Source organism: Affinundibacterium baiyunense, from assembly GCF_018139645.1.
Classification (GTDB): domain Bacteria; phylum Pseudomonadota; class Gammaproteobacteria; order Burkholderiales; family Burkholderiaceae_D; genus Undibacterium; species Undibacterium baiyunense.
In genome coordinates, this window is record NZ_JAGSPM010000002.1 from 368,167 (window position 1) to 389,315 (window position 21,149).

Below are 21,149 nucleotides of genomic sequence, written 5' to 3' on the forward strand. Positions count from 1 at the left end.
TTAATCCCAGCGTCTTGCAATTCATCCCAATGTAGATTTGCTTTATCACATTGCACTGGTGTGACAAATTTGGCTATGTCAAAGTGAGTTCCGATGAACGCGGTAGATCTAATTTTTGTTGGTAATTGTACAGACTAGAACACTCGTTTCTCATCGTAAATATGAAATTGCTTGGAGCTAGCTATGTACAAAAAAAGACGTAATTTGGGTTTGCAAAGAGTGTCGTTTCAGGCTTTAACCAACAATAATTTGCGTACCGAATCCAAGCTAGAGACAAAGCGCATCAAAGCAGCGTTGCTGCAAACTTCTTCACTATTGAATGGTATGTTTAAAAGTTCGAAGTCATCGCAAAATGACGAAGGTAGTTGTCGCTAGCAATGCAGCAAATAAAATGTGAACATAGACGGGTTTCTGCTAAGCTGATCGTTCTCTATAGAGCGGTTTATTTAGCCAAGATCTTTGCTCATTTTTGTTTGCCATGAACGATATAACAGACCTCCGCGGGCTAGGACCAAAGTCAAAAGCGATGTTGCGCAGCATAGGCGTGACATCGGTAGAACAGTTTATGGCGGCTGACGTGTTTGCACTTTATGCGCGAATACAATCTAAACATCAATCAACAAATCAAGCGACCAGTTTGAACCTTCTTTACGCGATGATCGGTGCGCAAGAAAATCGGCATTGGCAAGAAATTAAGCGAGAGCGGCGTTTAGAGATATTGCTGCGATTAGAGGAGCTTGAGCAAACCAAATAGGAATGCGTTTGCTTCAAACTACTTATTTTTCATCCTAGAAAACTAACTACGTCTCGATCGAACACTTGGCACACACATTACTAACCCAAAGCGCATTCAATTTTTGCCCCAAGCTTTGATAGTGATGTGTGCCAGTCGTCTATCTTGGTTTGCTTGATTAACTTTAGGCTTGGATACCATGGACTATCTTCACGTTCAAGTAGCCAACGCCAATCTGCATTAAATGAAAGTAATAACAGCACGGGTTTGCCTAAACCGCCAGCGAGGTGTGCAACACTAGTATCGACGCTTACAATCAAATCAAGCGATTGACAAAGCGCGGCGGTGTCAGAAAAGTCATGTAGCTTGTCTGAAAAATCGAGGATTTCTGGGTGTGCTTGCAGCACTTGATGATCTTGCGGCCTATATTCTTTTTGTAAGCTGACGTATTGAATGTGTTCCTCGTGGGTCGGTAGATAGGCAAGTAAAGTCGCTAAATCGATACTGCGCTGTTGGTCATTCTTGTGATTGCTACTTCCACTCCAAACCAATCCAATTTTTCGACCTTTGTACGCAGACAAAGTTTGACGCCAATCTCTTAACTTGTTTTCATCTGCTTTCAGATAAGGGATATCGTTTGGAATACTCGCTAGATCCAAGGTTTTACATGCCAATGGTAGGCTCATTAAAGGAATCTGAAAATCAAACTGCGGATAATGTTCAGGGCGGACGATACATGCATCGACGCCCTTGAGTGTTTGTAACAGCTGAAGTAAGGGGGCTTGTACTTCAAATATTACATATGCCCCCAGCGCTTTTATTAGAGGGATATAACGGCAAAATTGTAAGGTGTCCCCTAAACCCTGCTCACTATACACATAAATGGTTTTCCCAACTAAGTCAGTCTCCCCTGACCACATTGGTTGGCTAAATTGGCGGCGCTTTTTCGAAGCGCTAATTCCCTCACATTGCCAACGCCATTCGTATGCTGACCACGCTTGCTCAAATTTACCCAATTGCAGTAGACACAGGCCACGGTTGTATTCTGCATCCGCAAAATTTGGTCTTAAGGAGAGCGCTTGGTCATAACTAGAGAGTGCTTCTGACACTTGATTCAGTTGACGGAGGGCGATGCCGCGATTGCAGAAAGCTTCTGGATAGTTAGGACGTAGGGTAATGGCCGCGTCGTAGTCTTGCAATGCTGATGCAAACGATCTTAATTCAGATTTTAAAATACCTCGATTGTAAAACGCGTCAGCCAAGTTGGGGTCAAGTGCGATTGCTTGATCGTAGCTTTTAAGCGCTTGATCAAATTGACCTAAACTCTTTTGAGCGACGCCAAGGTGACAATAGGTCACAGCAAACTTGGGACGCTGTTGTATCGCATGTTCAAAGTAACGTATCGCTAAAGGAGAGTCGCGCATCTGCTGTGCGATTACACCGAGCAATAAGTACGCATCGGTCAAGCTGGGTGACTGCGTGATCGCTTGTTCATAAAGCGGCTTTGCTTGTTGTATTTTGCCTTGTTGATGAAGCGCGTAGGCTTGTTGGAATAGCGCGTGGGCTAAGGTAGTTTGCGTACTCATCTAGTATTTCTGTTTTTAAAGTGATTTATGCCGCAGTCCAATGACTACAAGAAACTGCAAATTGCGATGGCAAAGCCCCAGCCCGAGCTGCTGCTCCGTAATTGCAATGGTGAATTAAGGGCGCGAAGTAACATTTGAAGTCGCATTTGTAGTGGTGTTTGTTGGAGTGAATGAACTGAATTGTTAATAATCCAAGGTCCGTGCTGGCGAAATTTATGCCAAATCATGTCTAGATTGTAGTCTTTTCGGCATGTGCGTGGATCGAGAATATGATTTCGAGTCTGCTGCGCTTCGATTATTTTCCAATTGTCTTGAATAGCCTGCTAGATTTATCTGACGCTTCTTTGATTTATCTAAAAGTGTGCTTTTGCTGAAATGCTACATTTTCATCATAAACAATGTCACTTCTCCACTCAAATTAGTGAGTTTATTTAAGTTTGATTGTCAAACAACACCAAGCTAACGCATTGTTGCTACAACAACGCAGCATACGAACTCTTAACTATTCTCTGTTATCAGCTCTATTATTTGCCCAACTCTTTTTACAAATAATCGCTATGCGTAAAGTTCAGGTTTCCACCTTTTATTCCTTATTGAAGCCTGCTTTGCTGCTGTCGGCGATGATACTTATAAGCGTGTCGGTAAATTCTTTTGCGAGTGCTGCCAACGACGTGCTGATTGCGGCGACGGCTATCGACTTTACGCCAGAAGAACGCGCCTATATTCAAAAGGCAAAGCCAATCACCATGTGCGTCGACCCAGATTGGGTGCCATTTGAGCGCATCACACCAGATGGCAAGCATGAAGGAATTGGCGCCGACTTGGTTCAGTTAGTGCTGCAGCGGGTTGGTTTGCAGACGCAATTGGTGCAGACTAAAACTTGGGAAGAAAGTTTGGCTGCATCAAAAGCAGGTCGTTGCCAGATCACCAGTTTTTTGAATGAAAGCGCTAATCGCGCTGCTTGGTTACAGTTCACTTCGCCAATTTTTTCTGATCCCAATATTCTGGTCGCGCGAGAAGAGCATGCTTATGTCGGTGATTTGCGTGGCTTAGTGAACGAGGTGTTAGCATTGCCACGTGGCACGATGGTAGAAGAGCGGATTCGACAAGAGTTTCCCAACTTACGTGTGGTGTTGACCGACACCGAAGAACAAGCGATAGAGCTCGTTTCCACGCGCAAGGCGGATTTGACAGTGCGTTCTTTAATCGTGGCGGCCTACGCGATCAAAAAAGAAGGCTTGTTTAATTTAAAGATTGCTGGTCAAGTGCCACAGTTCGTCAACCAACTACGTATCGGCGTTCTTAAAGATGAGACGCTGCTGCTTAGTATTCTCGACAAGGGCGCGCGCACCATTACACCGCAAGAGCGGGAAATGATCTCGAATCGTCATGTCTCGGTGAAAGTGCAGCAAGGAATTGACTATCAATTATTTTGGAAAGTATTGGGTGTCGCGCTTACCTTATTGCTTATTGTTTTTTATTGGAACCGCAAGCTCAGTCATCTCAATCGCAGATTGATCCATCTCGCCGAGACCGATCAACTCACCGGTTTATACAACCGCCTTAAAATTGACCACACTCTCAATATCGAAATCCATCGCGCGCAACGTGCAGCACAAGCCATGAGTGTGATCATGCTCGATATCGATTTTTTCAAGCGAATCAACGATCTCTACGGACATCAAGCTGGCGATCAATTATTGATTAGTGTGGCAGAGTTATTACGTCAACGAACACGCGAGATTGACTTAGTCGGTCGTTGGGGTGGTGAAGAATTTATTGTGATTTGCCCCTACACCAACCTCGAAGGCGCGCTATCACTAGCAGAAAACCTACGCGCCACCGTCGAGCAACAGCAGTTCGTACAAGACCAACACATGACGATCAGTGTTGGCGTATCGACTTATCAAGAAGGTGATACAGGCAAAGACTTAGTAGCGCGCGCCGATGCTGCGTTATACGCCGCGAAGAATGCGGGTCGCAATCGAGTTCGTGCGCAGATGCTAGAGCAGGTTGATACGCAGATTGATGGTGTTAAAACAAAGGAGCAATTCCACCACGCTGCATAAAAAAAATCAGTCGATGCCCGAATACTCTTGCGATCAGTGTTCGCGATTCTGGAACTTACGATAATCCTTTAACTGTGCCGTTACTTCTTTCGAGTCGCCTACCACCACGACCGATATTGTGTTCGGATCGAGATATTTGCGGCCCATCTTTTGCACTTGCGCCGAGCTAACTGCCCGGATTTTTGGCACGTACTCACCGAGGAACTCCGCTGGCAGGCCGACCAACCAATTATTGGCGAGCGTTGTGGCGACAGCGCCCTGCATTTGAGTCGAGATAAGGTAACCGCCGGTGACATAGCGTTTGGTGTCTTCCATCTCATGAGTCGGAACGAGTTCTTCGCCCATACGACGCAGCTCATTAACGAACTCTTTGAGCGCGGCGCCAGTGACTTCGTTGCGCACATCGGCAGATGCTGTTACGCGGCCGCCAGTACGCAACACATTCAAGCCGCCACGTGCACTGTAGGTGTAGCCCTTATCCTCGCGAAGGTTCTGCATTAGGCGCGAGCTGAAACTGCCGCCAAGCACCGTGCTGGCAAGTTGTAGTGGGATGTAGTCGGCGTGGGTAGCGGCGATCGCTGGGCGGCCAAGCCTGATCGTCGATTGGACACTTCCAGGGCGATTGATCAGAACGTAGGTTGGTTGCATGGTGCGCACTGCCGTGGCGTTCTCTGCCGGAACTCTAACGCTTGCACGCCAGCTGCCAAAGGCCTCTTCAGCAATGAGCATGGCTTGGGATGTCTCAATAGGACCCGTTATGATCAGCAGCGCGCGATCTGGTCGGAAGCGAGTGGCGTGTGCCTGCTGCAGCGCTTGTGGCGTGAGGACACTGATAGCTTCCTCAGACAGCGTGATACGGGCGTAGGGATGATCGCCATAAATGACCTGCGTTAGGGCGCGTTCCGCTTTGAAGCTGGGCTGAGCCTCCTGCGCTTTCAAGCCCTGCAGCGCGTTAGCTTGAGCAAGACGGACTTCCCCTTCCGGGAAACTTGGAGTACGAACAATCTCTGCCAGCAAGTCGAGCAACTGCGGCGTTCGCGATGCTAGCGCGTTACCGCGTACGTTGATGCCGTCAGCACTAGCGATTGCGTCGATTGAGCCGCCAAAACCCTGTGTTGTTTCGGCGATCTCGCGCGAATTGCGTTTGGCGGTACCTTCGGTGAGCAGATCGGCGAGTAGACTAGCGAAGCCAGATGTGTTTGCTGTGTCGGCGGCCAAACCCGCTCCGCGTACCGCGAGCACCGCATCGACGCGTGGGAGACCCATTTTCGGTATTACCCACACTTCCATTTCGTTCGCGAGTATTCTCTTTTCAATCTGGGGGATCGGCAGTGGCTTGTCTGCCCCAAACGGCGGTAGGTGCTTTGGTAGCTCGGCCTTAGACCCAGCGAGGGCGGAGCTAGCCAACAGGGTGGCTGCGGTGAATGCGAGAATTGTAGTCATGTTCATGGTCGTCCTCCTACTTGGATACGGTCGTTGGCGCCGTGTTGAGTCTTGGGACGGGTACACGGTCGATGACAGTACGATTGGTCGGGGTTAGATAGGTCTTTGCAACGCGCTGCAGATCAGCCGCGGTGATCGCTTCTATCCAAGTAGGAATGGTATTTACGACGTTTGCGTCCCCCCACAGCGTATGCAGTTTGGCTAGCATATCTGCGCGACCAATGAAGGGTTCTAGATGCTTGTACCAACCGGCCAGCATTCGCGTCTTGACGCGTGCGAGTTCTGGTTCACCCACGCCTTCGCTGTGTAGCTTGGCGATTTCCTCGTCTAGTGCGGAAAGTACGGCGTCGGCATTCGTGGTGGGCTTATAGAGCGCAAAGACGGTGAACAGTGTTGGGCCATCGTATTCCCATGGTCCAACAAGTCCGTGCGTGTCGATATTGAGTGCTATTTCTCGACCCTTGACAAGGCCTTGATAGAACCGTGAGGCGTTACCAGTCCCCAGAAGTTCGCCCAACACGGCCATTGGTGCGTGGTCCTTGCTACCCCGTACAGGCATTTTCCACGCTGCGGCAATCGCTGGCACTTGCGCTAATTCATCGGTCTGTTGAAGACGTTTTTCCTGCTTATTCAATCCTTCGCTGTAGTCGGGAGCCTTTGGCGTGGGGCGAGCATTGATACCACCGAAGTACTTCTCCACAAGCTCGAATGCCTCAGCAGCAGCGATATCTCCGGCTATACCAATCACCGCGTTGTTTGGCCCATAGTAATCGTGATGGAACGCCATGACGTCTTGCAGGCTGGCGTCTTCGAGATCGTCGAAGCTACCGTAACCGTCGTGATTGTTTTCCCATTTTTGGAAAGCGTGCTGGCCGATGTCGATCCACATGAAGCCACCGTAGGGTTGGTTCTTCACATTGACGCGGATTTCTTCTTTCACCACATCTTTTTGGTTCTTGAGCGTAGCGGGATTGAAGTCAAGCGTTTTCATGCGATCTGCCTCGAGCCACAGGATCGGCTCAAGCGCAGTGACTGGGGCAAGCGCGATGTAATTGGTGAAATCCGGGCCAGTGGAGCCATTGTAGCGGCCACCGCCACCAGTGATCACCTTGTCGAACACGCCTTCCTTCGCGTTGGGTGAGCCTTCGAACATCAGGTGCTCGAACAAATGCGCGAAGCCGCTGCGGTTGCGCGGTTCTAGGCGCATGCCTACGCGATATACAACACTTACACCGACCGTAGGTGAGCTACGGTCTTCCGACACCACGACCGTTAGTCCGTTGTCGAGTTTTTTCATCGCTACCGGCACCTGCCATCTGTCGAGCTGAGTCGCTTGCGACGAGAAAGACAAGAGTGCAAAAAGTACTGTCGGGAAAATGAAATGTCGCATTTGCGCTCCCTAATTAATGATGAAGAGTGAGTAAAATGTTTAGTAAGATGTGACTTTAAGTTCTGGAATGCTCGCGCCTGATAATGACTTGAATGTAAAGTTCTTAAGGAGATTCACTTGATTGGGGCGTTATGAGGCACTCGCGGCAATCCATGTGAACACAGCGGTAGCCAACAGCGCGATCCAGCCCGGATGCCGTCCCTTGGTGCCAACAAGTACCAACAGAGATCCGCCAAGATTTGCAAAAATAATTGCATTTAAAATGAAAGGAAGAAGCGAAGCGTTATGCGGGGCAAATGCAAGTCGTATTAGAACGCCGGCAAAAGCCCAGCCTAAGACCGAGGCCAAGTGCCAAGTCGCCCAAATGATGCGGATATTTCGTCCACGAAGCGGAGGTGCACCAAGTGTGGGAACAAGCTCACCGTTACGGAGATGCCGAAAAATCAGTATCTCTCCAAGCACGGAGTGAAAAATACCTGTAATGATTCCGAGAGTGCCTGCAATGAAGAACAGAATCTGCATATTAATTTTCCATGATGTGCTTTGTGCGGACTAACAACCAAGAAAAGGCACTGAAGTGCCGGATGAGCGTTCGGATGAATCTAGTATTTTTACGGAAACCTCTCGATCAACAACACTGATTTGTTAGCTTTGCCAATTCAGGAATCGGCCAGCTTGTTGCCATCAGTCGTCATAAAATTGTATTGGCGTTCGTCTTCTTGCGTGCATCGCGCCGCGTAAACCGCACACGCATGGTCGACTTGGGCTTAAGCGCAAGATCCACAAAAGGTTCGGGCAGAACCTTGCCCTCTTCTAAAGCGAAGTCAAAATTCTGCGCGAGATGAGCGGCAATCAACGCCATTTCCATGCTTGCGAAATGCTGCCCGAGACAAAAATGTGGTCCCGCTCCAAACGGCATGTAGGCGCTGCGTGGGATGGTCGAAGCGTCGGGCATGAAACGGTTGGGGCGAAAGGTGTCGGGTTCTGCAAATGATCGTTCATCGTGATGCAAGCTCCAGATCGGCACCGCTACCAGCGTGCCTTTTGAAACCGCTGTGTCACCGATCATGACGTCGCGAAGCGCGACGCGTGTAAACAAAGCCGTGGACGGCGAGTAGAGACGCATGGCCTCTTTGATCGTGGCGTTTAGATAAGGCAGATGCGCGATGCCTTCCATTGGCGAATTTCGAAGATTTGCGCCTTCTATTTCTTTGCGCAACTTTTCTACGACATCCGGATGTGTCGCCATCAAACCGATCCACCATGTCAGTGCCGAAGAAGCGGTATCGAAACCTGCGGCGAAGAGTAAGATGCAGTTGTCGTGGATTTCCTGCGATGTTAGTGATGCGCTGCCAGTCGTCGGAGCGTCGTCACGTGCTGCTAGTAGCATGTCGAGCACGTCATTTTGTGTGCCGATGTCTCTGGGTTTACTGGTTCGTGCTTTGATATGGTTAGCAATTAGGTCGCTGATGGTTTTGATGTGCTTAAGTTTGGCAGTTCGACCGGGGTAAGGTAGCCAGTTGGGTGGAATAAAGGCCCAGTAGACCTCACGCATGCTTTGTCGGGTCAATGCGCGGATGGCCGTTGATACGCTGCTGGCTTCGGCTTGTGTCGTCGCGTGAGAAAAAAGCGTGCGTAGAATGACGTCCATCGTGATTCGCGTAGTCAGGAAATCAACATCGACCAAAGCACTGCGCCCGGGCTCGGCCGGGAGTAGTTCGCCAACGCTGGCATCGATAGCATCACGCATCAGGCCCAAGTAACCGACTACGCGCTTGGGTGAAAAACCCGGCGTCAGTATGCGTCGTTGGCGCTCCCAGTCCACGCCTTCGGTGGTGAGTACGTTTTTGCCTTGAAAGGATTCAAAGATCTTGAGCAAGCGAGTTTCGCGAGTGAAGTCTGAATGTTGATCGACCAGAATCTGGCGTACTGCATCAGGACTGAAAAAGTAGTAGATACGGCGAAACAAGATGTTCAGTCGCGCAACATCGCCAAAGTGGCGCTGGAAGTGACTAGCCGCGCCTAACGGGTCCTTCTGTATGAAAGAGAGCAACGGCAGGCCCAGTGGGGCTGTTCTGATGGGCACTGTGTTGTTGCTGCTGTCAATCGTCATTTTTGGCTCCTGTGACACTTGATGTCCGTGGTTTCGTTCGTGGCGTGTTTGCTATGCCGTGCATGGCGAGATCGAAAGTGGCGAGAAATCTTTGTGTCAGGTCCACGCTTGGGTCGTTGAGCCAAGCGGAAATCGCACCGAAGAGTAAGTACTCAAAGTGCCAGGCGATTTGTGCCGCCGTCTGCCGAGTGTCTACCTCACCAGATTGCTGCCCGGTCTCGAACATCAAGGTGAGAATTTGGCGGCTACCGCTGTTAGCATTTCCTTCACAAGGCGTCTCCTCGCCATAGCGGGCTTGGCTAGTCAGGTACCGGAGGTAGTGAGGCAAGTAAGCCTTTCGCGCTGAATGCCAAACAGCAGACTCGCGAAGCAGATAGTTCATGCGCGATTCAAAAGTTTTAAATGCTGCAAGTGTGGCCGCTCTTTCCAACATACCAGCAGCAATATCCTCCCGAAAACAATGCGCGAGGAGAGCTTCTTTGACTGGGAAATAGTTGTAAAGAGTGGCTTTGGCTACATCGGCTTCATCGGCGATCAGTTCCATCGAGACCATACTGTATCCATGCCTCTCAAACAGACGGAAAGCGGTAGCCGCGAGGTGGCTCGCAGTTTGCTCTCGCTTGCGCTGTCGGCGTTTACCTTTGATGGCAATGGGGTCTGTCATGAGTGTTCTTAAATAATACGTCGTATAAAATTATACGACGATCATTTTTGTCGCGTCAAGTGATTGATAATTTCTCGGTTAGCGTTTCCCAGCGAGCCCGCTTTTTGGGCTCATTGCTTGAAAAATATTGAATAACGTTGGTAATCTGGCCAGCTTATCTTGAATCTATTGAGTGGACTTTTCTCCATCACGGGACGTCAAGATATCGATCGAGAGCCTTTGTTGTGAACCTTCGATATTGAAGATGAAGCTCCCGCCAATCATTTGCTCGGTGGAATATCGCAGTTTATGAATCAATTCCATCTTGCTCGGCGTTGCAGTTACGTAGGTAGGTCATCGATTGACTTGGAATTGATGATTCCAATAATGACTATCGGTTACTGTTTTGATATCGGCTTCGAACGCCGGTTGTGTGAAGAGTTAAGGCTGCATCTAGTCTGAGCTTGCCACTGGTTCTTTCGATTGAGTTTGAAAGTCGCCATTTTTGATAGATCAACGGTGTCGAAGAAGCGGAAAGCCCTGTTCTACCGACAACGACACGTTGCACTTCATGTTCGAGAAAGTGCTGACGCGCTGATTTTCGGAAGAATAGGGCGGTGGCGAAGATTTGTGATTGACATCAGCATTTTTGAGGCCGATGCCAATCCCCGAAGTGGTGTGTTGAGTGTAAAGTTGGCGTCTGATGCCGCCTCCCCATTGAGTCTGCCCGTTCGTGAATATCTTGAAGCGCTTGATTCTTCCGAGGAGACACTTTTTACACTTAAGACTGCTTCGCAAGCTAGGAATTAACTTTATTTCGTTTGGCAGCAATAGCCTCAACCTCAACAAACCACGCAGGGTCAACTAACTCGGAAACAAATACAGCCGTGGATGCAGGGCGATGTGAGCCCAAATGTTTTAGCCTAGCAGCGCGGACTGCATCGCCATCCTGGCCAGCTACCATAAATGTTGTTAGTTTAATGATATCGGTAGGTGCTAAATTATGCGCTTTCAGCAGCGCCACGATGTTGGAAAAAACTAAATCGGCTTGTTCGGCAATCGTCGGTGGAGTAGTTCCGTCTTGGCGCACTCCTAGTTGACCTGAAATGAATAGCAATTCAGTTCCTGCCGGTACAGAAACGGTATGGCTGTATAGCCCAAGGGGAGCATGAACAGAAATTGGGTTTTCGAAGTTTAAAGTCATCGCGAGGTCTCAATCATTTTAATGGGAAGTAACTGTAAAGCGTCGTTTGGGCCACATCGGCTTCATCGGTGGTAATTACATTGCAACCATATCGTAGCCATGTGTTTCAAACAAACGGAAAGCGGTAACGGCGAGGTGACACTCTTTTCTCTCTCGCTTTTGCTGTCGGCGTTTGCCTCTGGCGGCAATTGGGGGGGGGCCGTAATCTACACTTAAAAACAATACAGCGTCTAAAATAATACGATGTATATTATTCTCATGTCAAGTATCTAACAATCCTATGGGTAGCAATCCTCAGTGAGGCTCTGCTAAACAAGCTAAGGACCACGTCGTTCACACTTCGCGTGCCATAATTTTGTGAGCTAATTAAATAGCCGCAAAGCGAGTAGTCATCACAATCCTATGCTGATAACGCTTGCAAAAAAAGAGAGGTCATCTCTTTCATGCAGCCTGATCATGCTCGATATCGATTTTTTCAAACGGATCAACGATCTTTACGGACATCAAGCTGGCGATCAATTATTGATTAGTGTGGCAGAGTTATTACGTGAACGAACGCGTGAGATTGATTTGGTCGGTCGTTGGGGTGGTGAAGAATTTATTGTGATTTGCCCCTACACCAACCTCGAAGGTGCGCTTTCACTAGCAGAAAACCTACGTGCCACAGTCGAACAACAGCAGTTCGTACAAGACCAACACATGACGATCAGTGTTGGCGTATCGACTTATCAAGAAGGAGATACAGGCAAAGACCTAGTAGCACGTGCTGATGCTGCGTTATATGCCGCGAAGAATGCCGGTCGCAATCGAGTTCGTGCGCAGTTGCTAGAGCAAGTTGATGTGCAAATTGATGGTGTGAAGGTTGTTAAGCTTGCGTAAACAAGTCCTAATCGTTTCTTGTTTGTTTGTTTGTTTGTTGGGTTTAACTTACACGTTGCATCATTGGGTACGATGAGTTTCTAGGAAAATTTAAGCATTGAGTGGCGCGGGTTGCACCCGCCCTACATGAAAAGCATTGAAAACAGCTCACGATCAAGCGGCGAACCAAAAGGGCCCTCTTCTCGTAAGTTTGTACTAAACCCTCGTGGAATGTTATGGGCGATGAAGCCGAGTAATTCTTGTCCAATATAGACCGCAACCGATTCTCCATCCTTAGACCAAAGAAACTTGATCGACTCTTCGCTTGGCAGTGCACGCTTAGCGGCATCACTTACATAGCGTCGCGTCGCTGGTGGAGCGGATTCTGATGAGCCGAAATCATCTAAGTTCTCTGGTGCTTCTATGGTATTTAAAAGCCAGCAATCCGCTATCGGGTTATCGCCGTTGGGTTCGGTCAGATAGCACCAAACGGAAGAGCCCTCATCGACCACGACGACATTTCTGTGAGAAGTAGCATGGTATTCAGTCAAAAACAGTGGTTCGTTCATTGTGGTGTCCAGTTGGTTTTGTAGGGCGGGTGCAACCCGCGCGTTGTTTCGACGAGGATGGTGCAGTGTAGCTCTGCGTCTTAGGGCATTATAAGATTTCAGAAAAGAAGGTAAAACCAGAAGGTTTTTTTAATAAGCCTTTTAGAAGCCCGACTTGTTTGCATTCCGTCCCAATCAGCGTTAAGGACTTAGCGCCCTCATGTGATGAGTATGGTGGAGATTTCCATTCCAACTCGACCAAATGGATCGCTGCCCGTATGGCGTTTTCTTGATTGTTACTCCAAACAACACGGGTTGTGAAAAAGCCAGTGATTGGCTGCTCGTCATTCAACGGTTTTATTTGAAGGCCATTACCCTCCATTAGTACACTGTAGTAGGGCATCTTTAGCGCGACCTAAGAAATCCATATAGAGATAGATAAAATATCTCGACTAAATAAATTGATGTCACGTGTACCACCTAGCATAAAGCTTACCCCTAAATTCGTAGGTATATCGATTCTTAAAAAACACAGCAAATCTCCGCCACTTTGTCGTCACTGCTTGGATACGTTCTACTTGAATGACGCGCTTAACTAATTATCACAGACAAACCCATGATCTTTCTTGTAGCGCGTAACATCTGCTTTCGGCATAGTTTTGAACATCGCGCAGACGGTAAAGCTTCCAATCTGTTTTCCGTTCAATTCGTAGCCCCAGTCGGTAATTTGCTCGCGTTTAAAAGCGTAAACCTCACCTGCAATCACTGACTTAACGACCTGTGGGTCATTCGCAAGGACGCCAGCGAAGCCGTCTTTGATTTCTTTAAATGGAATAAACCAAAAGTGCTCAACGCCACCTTCATCTGACAGCTTCACTTTCACTTTGAAGTTAGAAGCACCTTCAGGAGGCTTTCTGGAAAGCGCCAAGAAGCCATCAAGGGTTCTTCTTGCTTCAGCGATTGCTAAGTTCATATTCTTGTCTTGCTCACTGACTTTTACTGTTCGGTCGTCAATTTTGTCGGAGGCTGAACAAAGATTAGAGAGCACTAAAATTGATGCAAAAATAGATTTTTTCATTGATACCTAACGAATGGCGTCTATCCTTTACACCGAAAACGCAAAAATAAGAAATTGCGATCAATGTGGTGGATAAACATTGTTGGACTGAATCGCTACGATTTGACTGAGTAAATAGATTGTATGCGGATTGGTTTAATAATTGCTAGTAAATTAGCTAGATAATTGGTACATCATCCTTGACGCAAATGTGAATTGTTCCTTCTCTCTTACTTGCTCACAGTTTTGAGAGTTGGTTGGTGTTGAATTAGCCCAACCCAACTCTATACTTTCCTTGGTTGGTTGGTTGGTTGGTTGGTTGTTGGCCTTCACTTCGTTAAGCTTCACGCTATTGGTTCCATTTCATTTCGACGCAAAGCACTATCAGGCAAAAGCTCCGCATCCTTCAAATTCAAAGCGTATATATCGCGTATAAGCTTTCCCCCGCACCTTTCCGTCACAGCAATTTGATCTAGACCAAACTAAGTTATTTCCCCATCTGGTCTTACCGCCCGCCAATTTCAATTAAAGCTACACTAGCGCCACTTTAGCTAGTGGTCTGCTCGCTGTTGGAATTTCCTCGCTGCATTTGTCATTCCCTCTCGAATGGAGGATACTTGCAATATGGGAATTTCTAGAGACTTTCCACTAGGTTTGATTGCCAGCTTTCTTACCCAGAAAGCGTGTGCAATCAAACATTAAAACTAAAACAAATTGGCACTTCTTGAACTTTAAACAAGTAAGGAACAAGCATGACCTCATCCCATTTTGCCGAACTCATGGCATATGCCCAAGAACATTCTGGCTCCGCCAGCAAACGTCAAGGCGGCTTTATCGCTGCTTATTTTGAAAACACCGATCCCGATGAAATCACCGCCCGTGGCGCGGCGAATTTGTTTGCCTTGGCGAACGCGCATTGGCGCTTGTTAGACACCCCGCGTGCGGCGAATACGCCGAAGATCCGCGTGTTTAACCCTAGTTTGGCAGAAGATGGCTTTGTCAGCGAACACACCGTGGTGCAGATCGTGAACGACAATATGCCGTTCTTGGTCGATTCCGTCACGATGGCGATTAACCGTAGCGGTCGTACCGCGCACTGGATTGTGCATCCTTTGATGAGCGTAGCGCGCAATGCCGATGGTAGTATTGCCGAAGTCAGTACCGTCGCTGCGGCAACTGCGGCTGGCCGTAATGATCCAGTTGAATCCTTGATCTTGGTCGAATGTGATCGCATCGTCAGCGCCGCCGATCAACAAGCGCTGGTCGATGACTTGATGCACGTGCTCGCTGATGTACGTAGTGCCGTGGTTGATTGGCAGCCGATGTTAGGCCGCGTCAAAGAACTCATCACCGCATCAGAAAAATTCACCAGCACGCATCAAAGTCATGGCGAAGGTATCGCCTTTTTGCGTTGGTTAGAAGACCGTCATTTCACTTTCTTGGGTGCGCGTGATTACGAACTCAAACGCAATGGCAATCAAGTCAGTCTGGTCGCCTTAGCCGATTCCGGCCTCGGCATTTTGCGTGGCAAGGTCAATACCAACGAAACTTTATTGCCGCCTGAGGTTGTGGCATTGATCGATTCCGACGAAACGGTCTTAGTCACCAAAGCAATGACCCGCGCCACCGTACATCGCCCAGCATGGCTCGATTACATCGCGGTCAAACGCTTTAATGATGCCGGTCAAGTGATTGGTGAATCGCGCTTCCTCGGTCTCTACACTTCCACCGCATATTCCGCAGCGGTCAACGAGATTCCACAAGTACGTCAACGCACAGCCGCCGTGATGAGTGCAGCGGGTGTCGTGCCTGAGAGTCATGCAGCTAAAGCTTTGCAATCGATTCTTGATGATTATCCACGTGATGAATTATTCCAAGTCGATACCGCCACTTTGACCGATCACGCGATTGGTATTTTGCGTTTGCAAGAGCGTCAACGTGTGCGTTTGTTCTTGCGTCGTGATCCGTTTGGTCGCTTCACTTCAGCCCAAGTATTTGTGCCACGTGATCGCTACAACACCGAATTGCGCGTCAAGATCAGTAGCGAATTGATGAGCGCCTTAGATGGTCAATCGATCGAATTCACACCGATGCTGACCGATAGTCCGTTAGCGCGCATTCACTATTTGGTCCGTGCCAAAGCCGATGCGCCTTTGAACGTGAATGTGTCTGCGCTCGAAGCGCGTATCGCCAAACTCGCGCAACGTTGGGAAGACGATTGCAGCAATGAACTCTTGCGCACCCATGGCGAAGGCCGTGGCTTGGATTTGGCAAATCGTTTTGCGAATGCCTTCCCAAGCGCCTATCGCGAAGACTTCTCACCACAAGCAGGTGCAGAAGATGCCGATATCTTGGCTGGCTTATCGAATGCCGCGCCATTGGCAGTCAAGCTGTATCGTCCTCTAGATGCCGTCGCAGGCTTGTTGCGCTTTAAGATTTACAACACCTCCAAAGTCGCTTTGTCGGATTCTCTGCCAGTGCTAGAACGCATGGGCGCTCGCGTACTCGACGAACATCCTTACCACGTGGCAGATGGCGCTAGCGAATTGTGGATTCATGATCTGGGTTTGCAATTGCCAGTCGAAACTGATCTCGCCGCAGTTAAAGCCCGTTTTGAAGAATTATTCTGCCAAGCATGGCGCGGCGAAGTTGAAAGCGATGATCTGAATCGTTTGGTATTGAACACCGCACTCGATGCCCGCTCTATCGCGGTCTTGCGCGCATGCTCACGTTACTTCAAACAACTCGGTTTCGCTTACAGCCAAAACTATATCGAAGCCGCACTCAACAAAAACTGCGGCATCACGCAATTGATCGCAGAATTATTCGGTGCACGCTTTAAGCCTGATTTTGTTGGCGACCGTGATGCAGCACAAAAACACATCCGCGAACAAATCGAAGCGGCGATGAGTCAAGTCGCTAGTTTGGATGAAGACCGCATCTTGCGCCAATTCATCGCCACGATTTTGGCAACGCTGCGTACCAACTTGTGGCAAACCACCGAGACTGGCGCGTTCAAGCCTTACATGAGTTTTAAACTCAATCCACGCGAAGTGCCAGGCGTGCCAGAACCAAAACCGCTATTCGAAATCTGGGTCTATTCCCCACGTGTCGAAGGCGTGCATTTACGCGGTGGCAAAGTGGCGCGCGGTGGTCTGCGTTGGTCAGATCGCCGTGAAGATTTCCGTACCGAGATTCTTGGTTTGGTCAAAGCGCAGCAAGTCAAAAACACCGTCATCGTGCCAGTCGGCTCTAAAGGTGGCTTCGTCCTTAAAAACCCACCCGCGATGTCGGATCGCGAAGCCTATCAAGCCGAAGGCGTGGCCTGCTACAAGATCTTCTTGTCTGGTCTGTTAGACGTGACCGACAACATCGTCAAAGGCAATGTCGTACCACCGACTAAAGTGGTGCGCCATGATCCAGATGATCCATACTTGGTCGTTGCTGCTGACAAAGGCACGGCAACTTTCTCTGATATCGCGAACGGTGTCTCAGCCGATTACGGTTTCTGGCTAGGCGATGCGTTTGCCTCTGGTGGCTCGGTCGGTTACGACCACAAAAAAATGGGCATCACCGCACGCGGTGCATGGGAATCAGTCAAACGTCATTTCCGCTCCTTCGGTCACAACACCCAAACCACGCCATTCACGGTGGCCGGTATCGGCGATATGTCGGGTGACGTGTTTGGTAATGGCATGCTCTTATCCGAACAAATTAAATTGGTGCTGGCATTCGATCACCGCCATATTTTCATCGACCCAAATCCAGATGTCGCCAAATCGTTTGCCGAACGCCAACGCATGTTCAATCTGCCACGCTCCAGCTGGGATGATTACAACAAAGACTTAATTTCTAAAGGCGGTGGCGTTTATCCACGTGGTGCTAAATCGATTAGCCTCAGCCCAGAAGCCCGCGCTGTATTAGGCATAGAGACGGCAGAACTCACGCCAGTCGAATTGCTCAAAGCGATCTTGCAAGCGCCTGTCGATTTGCTCTACAACGGCGGTATCGGAACCTACGTCAAAGCCACGTTTGAAACCCACGCCCAAGTCGGTGATAAATCCAGCGACGCCTTCCGCGTTAATGGTAACGAGCTGCGTTGCAAAGTTTTAGCAGAGGGCGGTAACCTCGGTTGCACCCAAAACGGTCGTATCGAATTCGCGCAAAAAGGTGGTCGCATCTACACCGACGCGATTGATAACTCCGCCGGTGTCGATTGCTCCGATCACGAAGTTAATATCAAGATCTTGGTTGGCGCTATCACCGAAGCAGGCGATCTCACGCTCAAACAACGGAATGACCTGTTAGCCTCGATGACCGATGAAGTCGGCCACTTAGTGTTAACCGACAACTACTACCAAGGCCAAGCACTCGACATCGCTTGCCATCGTCCGCTGTATGTACTCGATGGTCAACAACGTTTGATGCAAACCTTAGAGCGCCAAGGTCGCTTAAACCGTGCGATTGAATTCCTCCCATCGGATGAAGAAATCGCTCGCCGCCGCGCCCACAAACAAGGCCTCACCGCACCAGAAAACGCAGTCGTCTTAGCCTACGCCAAGATGGCGGTGTTTGATGAATTGGTCGCGTCTAATTTGCCAGACGACCCATTCTTCAGCCGCGCTTTGAAAGCCTACTTCCCGCAAGTTTTATCCGAGAAGTTCCCAGAAGCGATTGCCAATCACCAGTTGAAGCGCGAGATCATCGCCACCTTCATCACCAACACCGTGGTCAATCGCACTGGCGCCACCTTTGTCAATTTCATCGCTTCAGAAGCCGCCGCTTCCGCCGCCGATGTAATCCGTGCCTTCACCTTAGCGCGCGAGATTTTTGACTTAGAAGCCCTGTGGGATCAAATCGACGCCTTGGATTACAAAGTTGATTCCAAACTGCAATTAGACTTGCTCAGCAAATTAACAGCGATTGCACAACGCGCCTCACGTTGGATGCTACGTGCCCGCACCCAAAACGCCGATCTGCCAACGCTGATCCAACGCTACCAACCAGGCGCACGCGAACTACGCGCCAACGTCTCCACATGGTTGCCAGCAGCGGCCTACGCTAGCTTGCAAGAAGCTAGCGCAGCCTTGGTTCAAGCCGGTGTCGAAGCAGGCCTCGCCGAAAATCTGGCCGCCTTGGAATTCATCTTCCCAGCGCTGGATTTAGTCGACCTCGCACAAAGCACAAGCAGCGATTTAGAAAAAGCAGCGCGCACCTATTTTGGTGTCGATGCCGAACTCGGCTTAACCGGCTGGCGAGATCAAATCAATCGCCTACCAACCGACACGCTATGGCAAACACAAGCCCGCGGCAGCGCCCGCGACGACGTGTATTCCATCGCCAGCCAAGTGACCAAATCACTGCTATCACGCCAAGAAGACATCGCAACATGGCGCGAACAACACACGGCAGCGATTGCGAAGTTGAATCAATTGTTGGCGACGATTACGACGCAGGGTGCGGATTTAGCGCCTGTGTCTGTGGCTTTGCGGGAGTTGCGTGGGTTGGCTTGAGTTTGAATGTTGTTGAAGCGTAGGGGGGGCACGAATTTTGTGCCCACGCGTTTTTGAGTTGAAAATAATGTGGAAAATTATTTAGATTGATGAATGTGAAATGAGAATTTTCAGATATGATTTAACTTTAATAAGAACTTTTCTGAAAGCGCAGCACCAATGCATCAACACATAAAAAAATTAAGTAAGAAGAAAATGGCGATCAATTGATCGCCATTTTTTTTACATGTAAATAATATTCTGAGGCAAGTAAATAGCCTTATTCACACAATTCGTCTGGGAAAAGTTAAGAGATTTTAGTACGGAATATATATTCCTATTGCGCCGCCATTACTAAATCTAAATTACAAAATATTTTATTGGAGATCTAAATGAAATTTGGCGATATATATGGACAGTGGTACTTAAACTCTACACCCTTTGCTGTTGAGGCGTTGAAGTGTAACGAGAAAGGTGAGCGACTTCTTCAAGGACGTGATCAAGATATCACAAACGTCATGCACAAACTCCATCGCAACGCTCGAATTACTTGTATTGACGGACACTATGGCAGTGGGAAAACTAGCCTCGTGAATGTCGCTATTTATAAATGCCTGAAGGCTTTTAAAGCAAAAGAGACAAATCAAATATTAATTCCATGCAAGGTCGCGTTCCAACTAAAAGATGATCTCGATGTCGATGAGTTTACAAGAAATGTGCTCCAGCACGTTGTTTTGGCGATTAAAGAGCATCAGGAAATACTGACACCAATTTGTGATATCACAGGATTTGATAATCTAAGTAAAGTGCTTAGTGACCCGATTTTGAGCATGCAATCTGGAGATTTAAATAGTTCATTTGCCGTCGGTGTGCCAGGAATCGCATCATTTAACATGGGCGGGCGTGGAGGCTTAAGTGAGTCAGTAAACAATTCTGCGGGTTTTAATTCTGTCGGTTTTGAGTTTGCAGCAAAGAACTTGCTTGAAAAAATATTCACTTCTATTGGGGGAGGAGTTGTTTGTGTGATCGACAATATCGAATTGCTCGAGACAGCGACTAAAGCGAGGAAAACACTTGAGTTACTGCGCGATCGTTTGCTAACTACCAAAGGTTTGAGGTGGGTGTTCTGTGGTGCAAATGGTGTAATTCATAGTCTCGCAGCGTCACCTAGACTCTCAGCTTTCTTGAATACTCCAGTACTTGATCTACAAGCTGTTCGGAAAGTTGATCTTAAAGATGTTATTGAAGCTCGAATTGAAGAGTATTCAATTCGTCCTGAGGAAACTTTTGATAAGTTGCCCTTCGGTTTGGTACAAATTGAATGGCTTTATGATGTTTTGAATTATAACCTCCGAGATCTATTGTCCCATTTGGAGCAATACTGCGAATATGTGTCTACTAGCAGAGTGGTTGTAAATCATCAAATGAAAGACATTCTTTTTAAGAGATGGGTTCGTTCGTTCGGTGAATTTAACTATAAAGATATTTCAAAGCAAATATCCAAAAACGCTTGGTTAGTATTGGATGCTGCAATGTCGGATGACTTCAGAGGAACTTTTAATGCAGGTCAGTTCGATTTATTTAACCGTAACAGTAAGATTCCTGTTACTCCAGAAACTTTTCGAAAATGGTTAAGGGATCTCAAGCGTTGCGACATCATTACCCAGTCTATTCCAAATGATCTTGAGCAGGACAGTCAAGACGAGTTAGAACTAGAAACTTACAGTGTAACGTCAAAGGGGGCGCTGGTGTTTTATTATCGTTTGCAGGAGCAACAAACTCTCACACTTTCACAGCATCATGATTGGCTGAAACGTGTAAGTAGATAATTTGATCCAAGAGGGATGAATTATAGTTCGTCTGATTTTGTTTACTTTGGAGAATACTGGGCGTTTAACACGCCGCTTAACGCTATTTTCCCCCTAAATGAGTTCGCAATCAAAGAGCTGCTACTTGAGGTATGAGATTTATTGCAGGCGGTGAACTCTGGCGAGTACCGAACTAATAGCAAAC

The 21,149-nt window shown here is 48.3% G+C and carries 16 protein-coding genes; 6 read left to right on the forward strand and 10 right to left on the reverse strand.

The window, feature by feature from the left end; genetic code table 11:
- The first annotated feature begins 183 nt into the window (after positions 1 to 183).
- Complete coding sequence (locus tag KDM92_RS04820; RefSeq protein ID WP_212683250.1) at positions 184 to 375, forward strand: hypothetical protein; 192 nt, start codon at positions 184 to 186, stop codon at positions 373 to 375.
- 103 nt (positions 376 to 478) lie between these two features.
- Positions 479 to 754 carry a TfoX/Sxy family DNA transformation protein gene (locus KDM92_RS04825; protein WP_212683251.1) on the forward strand — a complete coding sequence of 92 codons (276 nt, stop codon included), beginning with the start codon at positions 479 to 481 and terminating at the stop codon, positions 752 to 754.
- An 80-nt stretch (positions 755 to 834) separates the two neighbouring features.
- Here the strand turns inward: KDM92_RS04825 and KDM92_RS04830 are convergent, their stop codons facing one another.
- Positions 835 to 2,319: a tetratricopeptide repeat protein gene (locus tag KDM92_RS04830; protein ID WP_212683252.1), complete on the reverse strand. Its 1,485-nt coding sequence runs from the start codon at positions 2,317 to 2,319 to the stop codon at positions 835 to 837.
- Positions 2,320 to 2,876: 557 nt separating this feature from the next.
- Between KDM92_RS04830 and KDM92_RS04835 the strand changes: the two genes are divergently transcribed.
- A complete protein-coding gene (locus KDM92_RS04835) occupies positions 2,877 to 4,388 on the forward strand; it encodes a diguanylate cyclase (RefSeq protein ID WP_212683253.1) in 1,512 nt (503 codons plus the stop codon).
- A gap of 33 nt (positions 4,389 to 4,421) precedes the next feature.
- On the opposite strand, the gene KDM92_RS04840 is transcribed toward KDM92_RS04835, so the two are convergent.
- From KDM92_RS04840 to KDM92_RS04865, 6 genes are all read right to left on the reverse strand, one after another.
- Positions 4,422 to 5,837, reverse strand: a complete 1,416-nt coding sequence (locus KDM92_RS04840) for a M16 family metallopeptidase (RefSeq protein WP_212683254.1) — start codon at positions 5,835 to 5,837, stop codon at positions 4,422 to 4,424.
- A 10-nt stretch (positions 5,838 to 5,847) separates the two neighbouring features.
- Complete coding sequence (locus tag KDM92_RS04845) at positions 5,848 to 7,221, reverse strand: M16 family metallopeptidase (RefSeq protein ID WP_212683255.1); 1,374 nt, start codon at positions 7,219 to 7,221, stop codon at positions 5,848 to 5,850.
- 129 nt (positions 7,222 to 7,350) lie between these two features.
- Entirely contained in the window at positions 7,351 to 7,743 is a 393-nt protein-coding gene (locus tag KDM92_RS04850; protein ID WP_230408171.1) for a hypothetical protein, read from the reverse strand.
- A gap of 169 nt (positions 7,744 to 7,912) precedes the next feature.
- On the reverse strand, positions 7,913 to 9,334 hold the full coding sequence (locus tag KDM92_RS04855) for a cytochrome P450 (RefSeq protein WP_212683256.1): 1,422 nt from the start codon (positions 9,332 to 9,334) through the stop codon (positions 7,913 to 7,915).
- Positions 9,324 to 9,998, reverse strand: coding sequence for a TetR/AcrR family transcriptional regulator (locus KDM92_RS04860; RefSeq protein ID WP_212683257.1), 675 nt, complete (start codon positions 9,996 to 9,998; stop codon positions 9,324 to 9,326). Before KDM92_RS04860 ends, KDM92_RS04855 begins: the two co-directional genes overlap by 11 nt.
- 778 nt (positions 9,999 to 10,776) lie before the next feature.
- Positions 10,777 to 11,181, reverse strand: a complete 405-nt coding sequence (locus KDM92_RS04865) for a RidA family protein (protein WP_212683258.1) — start codon at positions 11,179 to 11,181, stop codon at positions 10,777 to 10,779.
- 402 nt (positions 11,182 to 11,583) lie between these two features.
- Here KDM92_RS04865 and KDM92_RS04870 point away from each other — a divergent pair, with 402 nt between their 5' ends.
- Complete coding sequence (locus tag KDM92_RS04870) at positions 11,584 to 12,060, forward strand: GGDEF domain-containing protein (RefSeq protein ID WP_268972502.1); 477 nt, start codon at positions 11,584 to 11,586, stop codon at positions 12,058 to 12,060.
- A gap of 122 nt (positions 12,061 to 12,182) precedes the next feature.
- Here the strand turns inward: KDM92_RS04870 and KDM92_RS04875 are convergent, their stop codons facing one another.
- The 3 genes from KDM92_RS04875 to KDM92_RS04885 form a co-directional block, all read right to left on the reverse strand.
- Entirely contained in the window at positions 12,183 to 12,608 is a 426-nt protein-coding gene (locus tag KDM92_RS04875) for a hypothetical protein (RefSeq protein WP_212683260.1), read from the reverse strand.
- Between the two features lie 88 nt (positions 12,609 to 12,696).
- Positions 12,697 to 12,969 (reverse strand): hypothetical protein, encoded by a 273-nt coding sequence (locus KDM92_RS04880; protein ID WP_212683261.1) that lies wholly within the window; start codon positions 12,967 to 12,969, stop codon positions 12,697 to 12,699.
- 213 nt (positions 12,970 to 13,182) lie between these two features.
- Positions 13,183 to 13,665, reverse strand: a complete 483-nt coding sequence (locus KDM92_RS04885) for a YegJ family protein (RefSeq protein ID WP_212683262.1) — start codon at positions 13,663 to 13,665, stop codon at positions 13,183 to 13,185.
- A 731-nt stretch (positions 13,666 to 14,396) separates the two neighbouring features.
- On the opposite strand from KDM92_RS04885, the gene KDM92_RS04890 reads away from it, so the two are divergent.
- Together KDM92_RS04890 and KDM92_RS04895 are read left to right on the forward strand one after the other, a co-directional pair.
- Complete coding sequence (locus KDM92_RS04890) at positions 14,397 to 19,157, forward strand: NAD-glutamate dehydrogenase (RefSeq protein WP_212683263.1); 4,761 nt, start codon at positions 14,397 to 14,399, stop codon at positions 19,155 to 19,157.
- Positions 19,158 to 19,528: 371 nt separating this feature from the next.
- Complete coding sequence (locus KDM92_RS04895) at positions 19,529 to 20,965, forward strand: nSTAND1 domain-containing NTPase (protein ID WP_212683264.1); 1,437 nt, start codon at positions 19,529 to 19,531, stop codon at positions 20,963 to 20,965.
- Positions 20,966 to 21,149 lie beyond the last annotated feature (184 nt).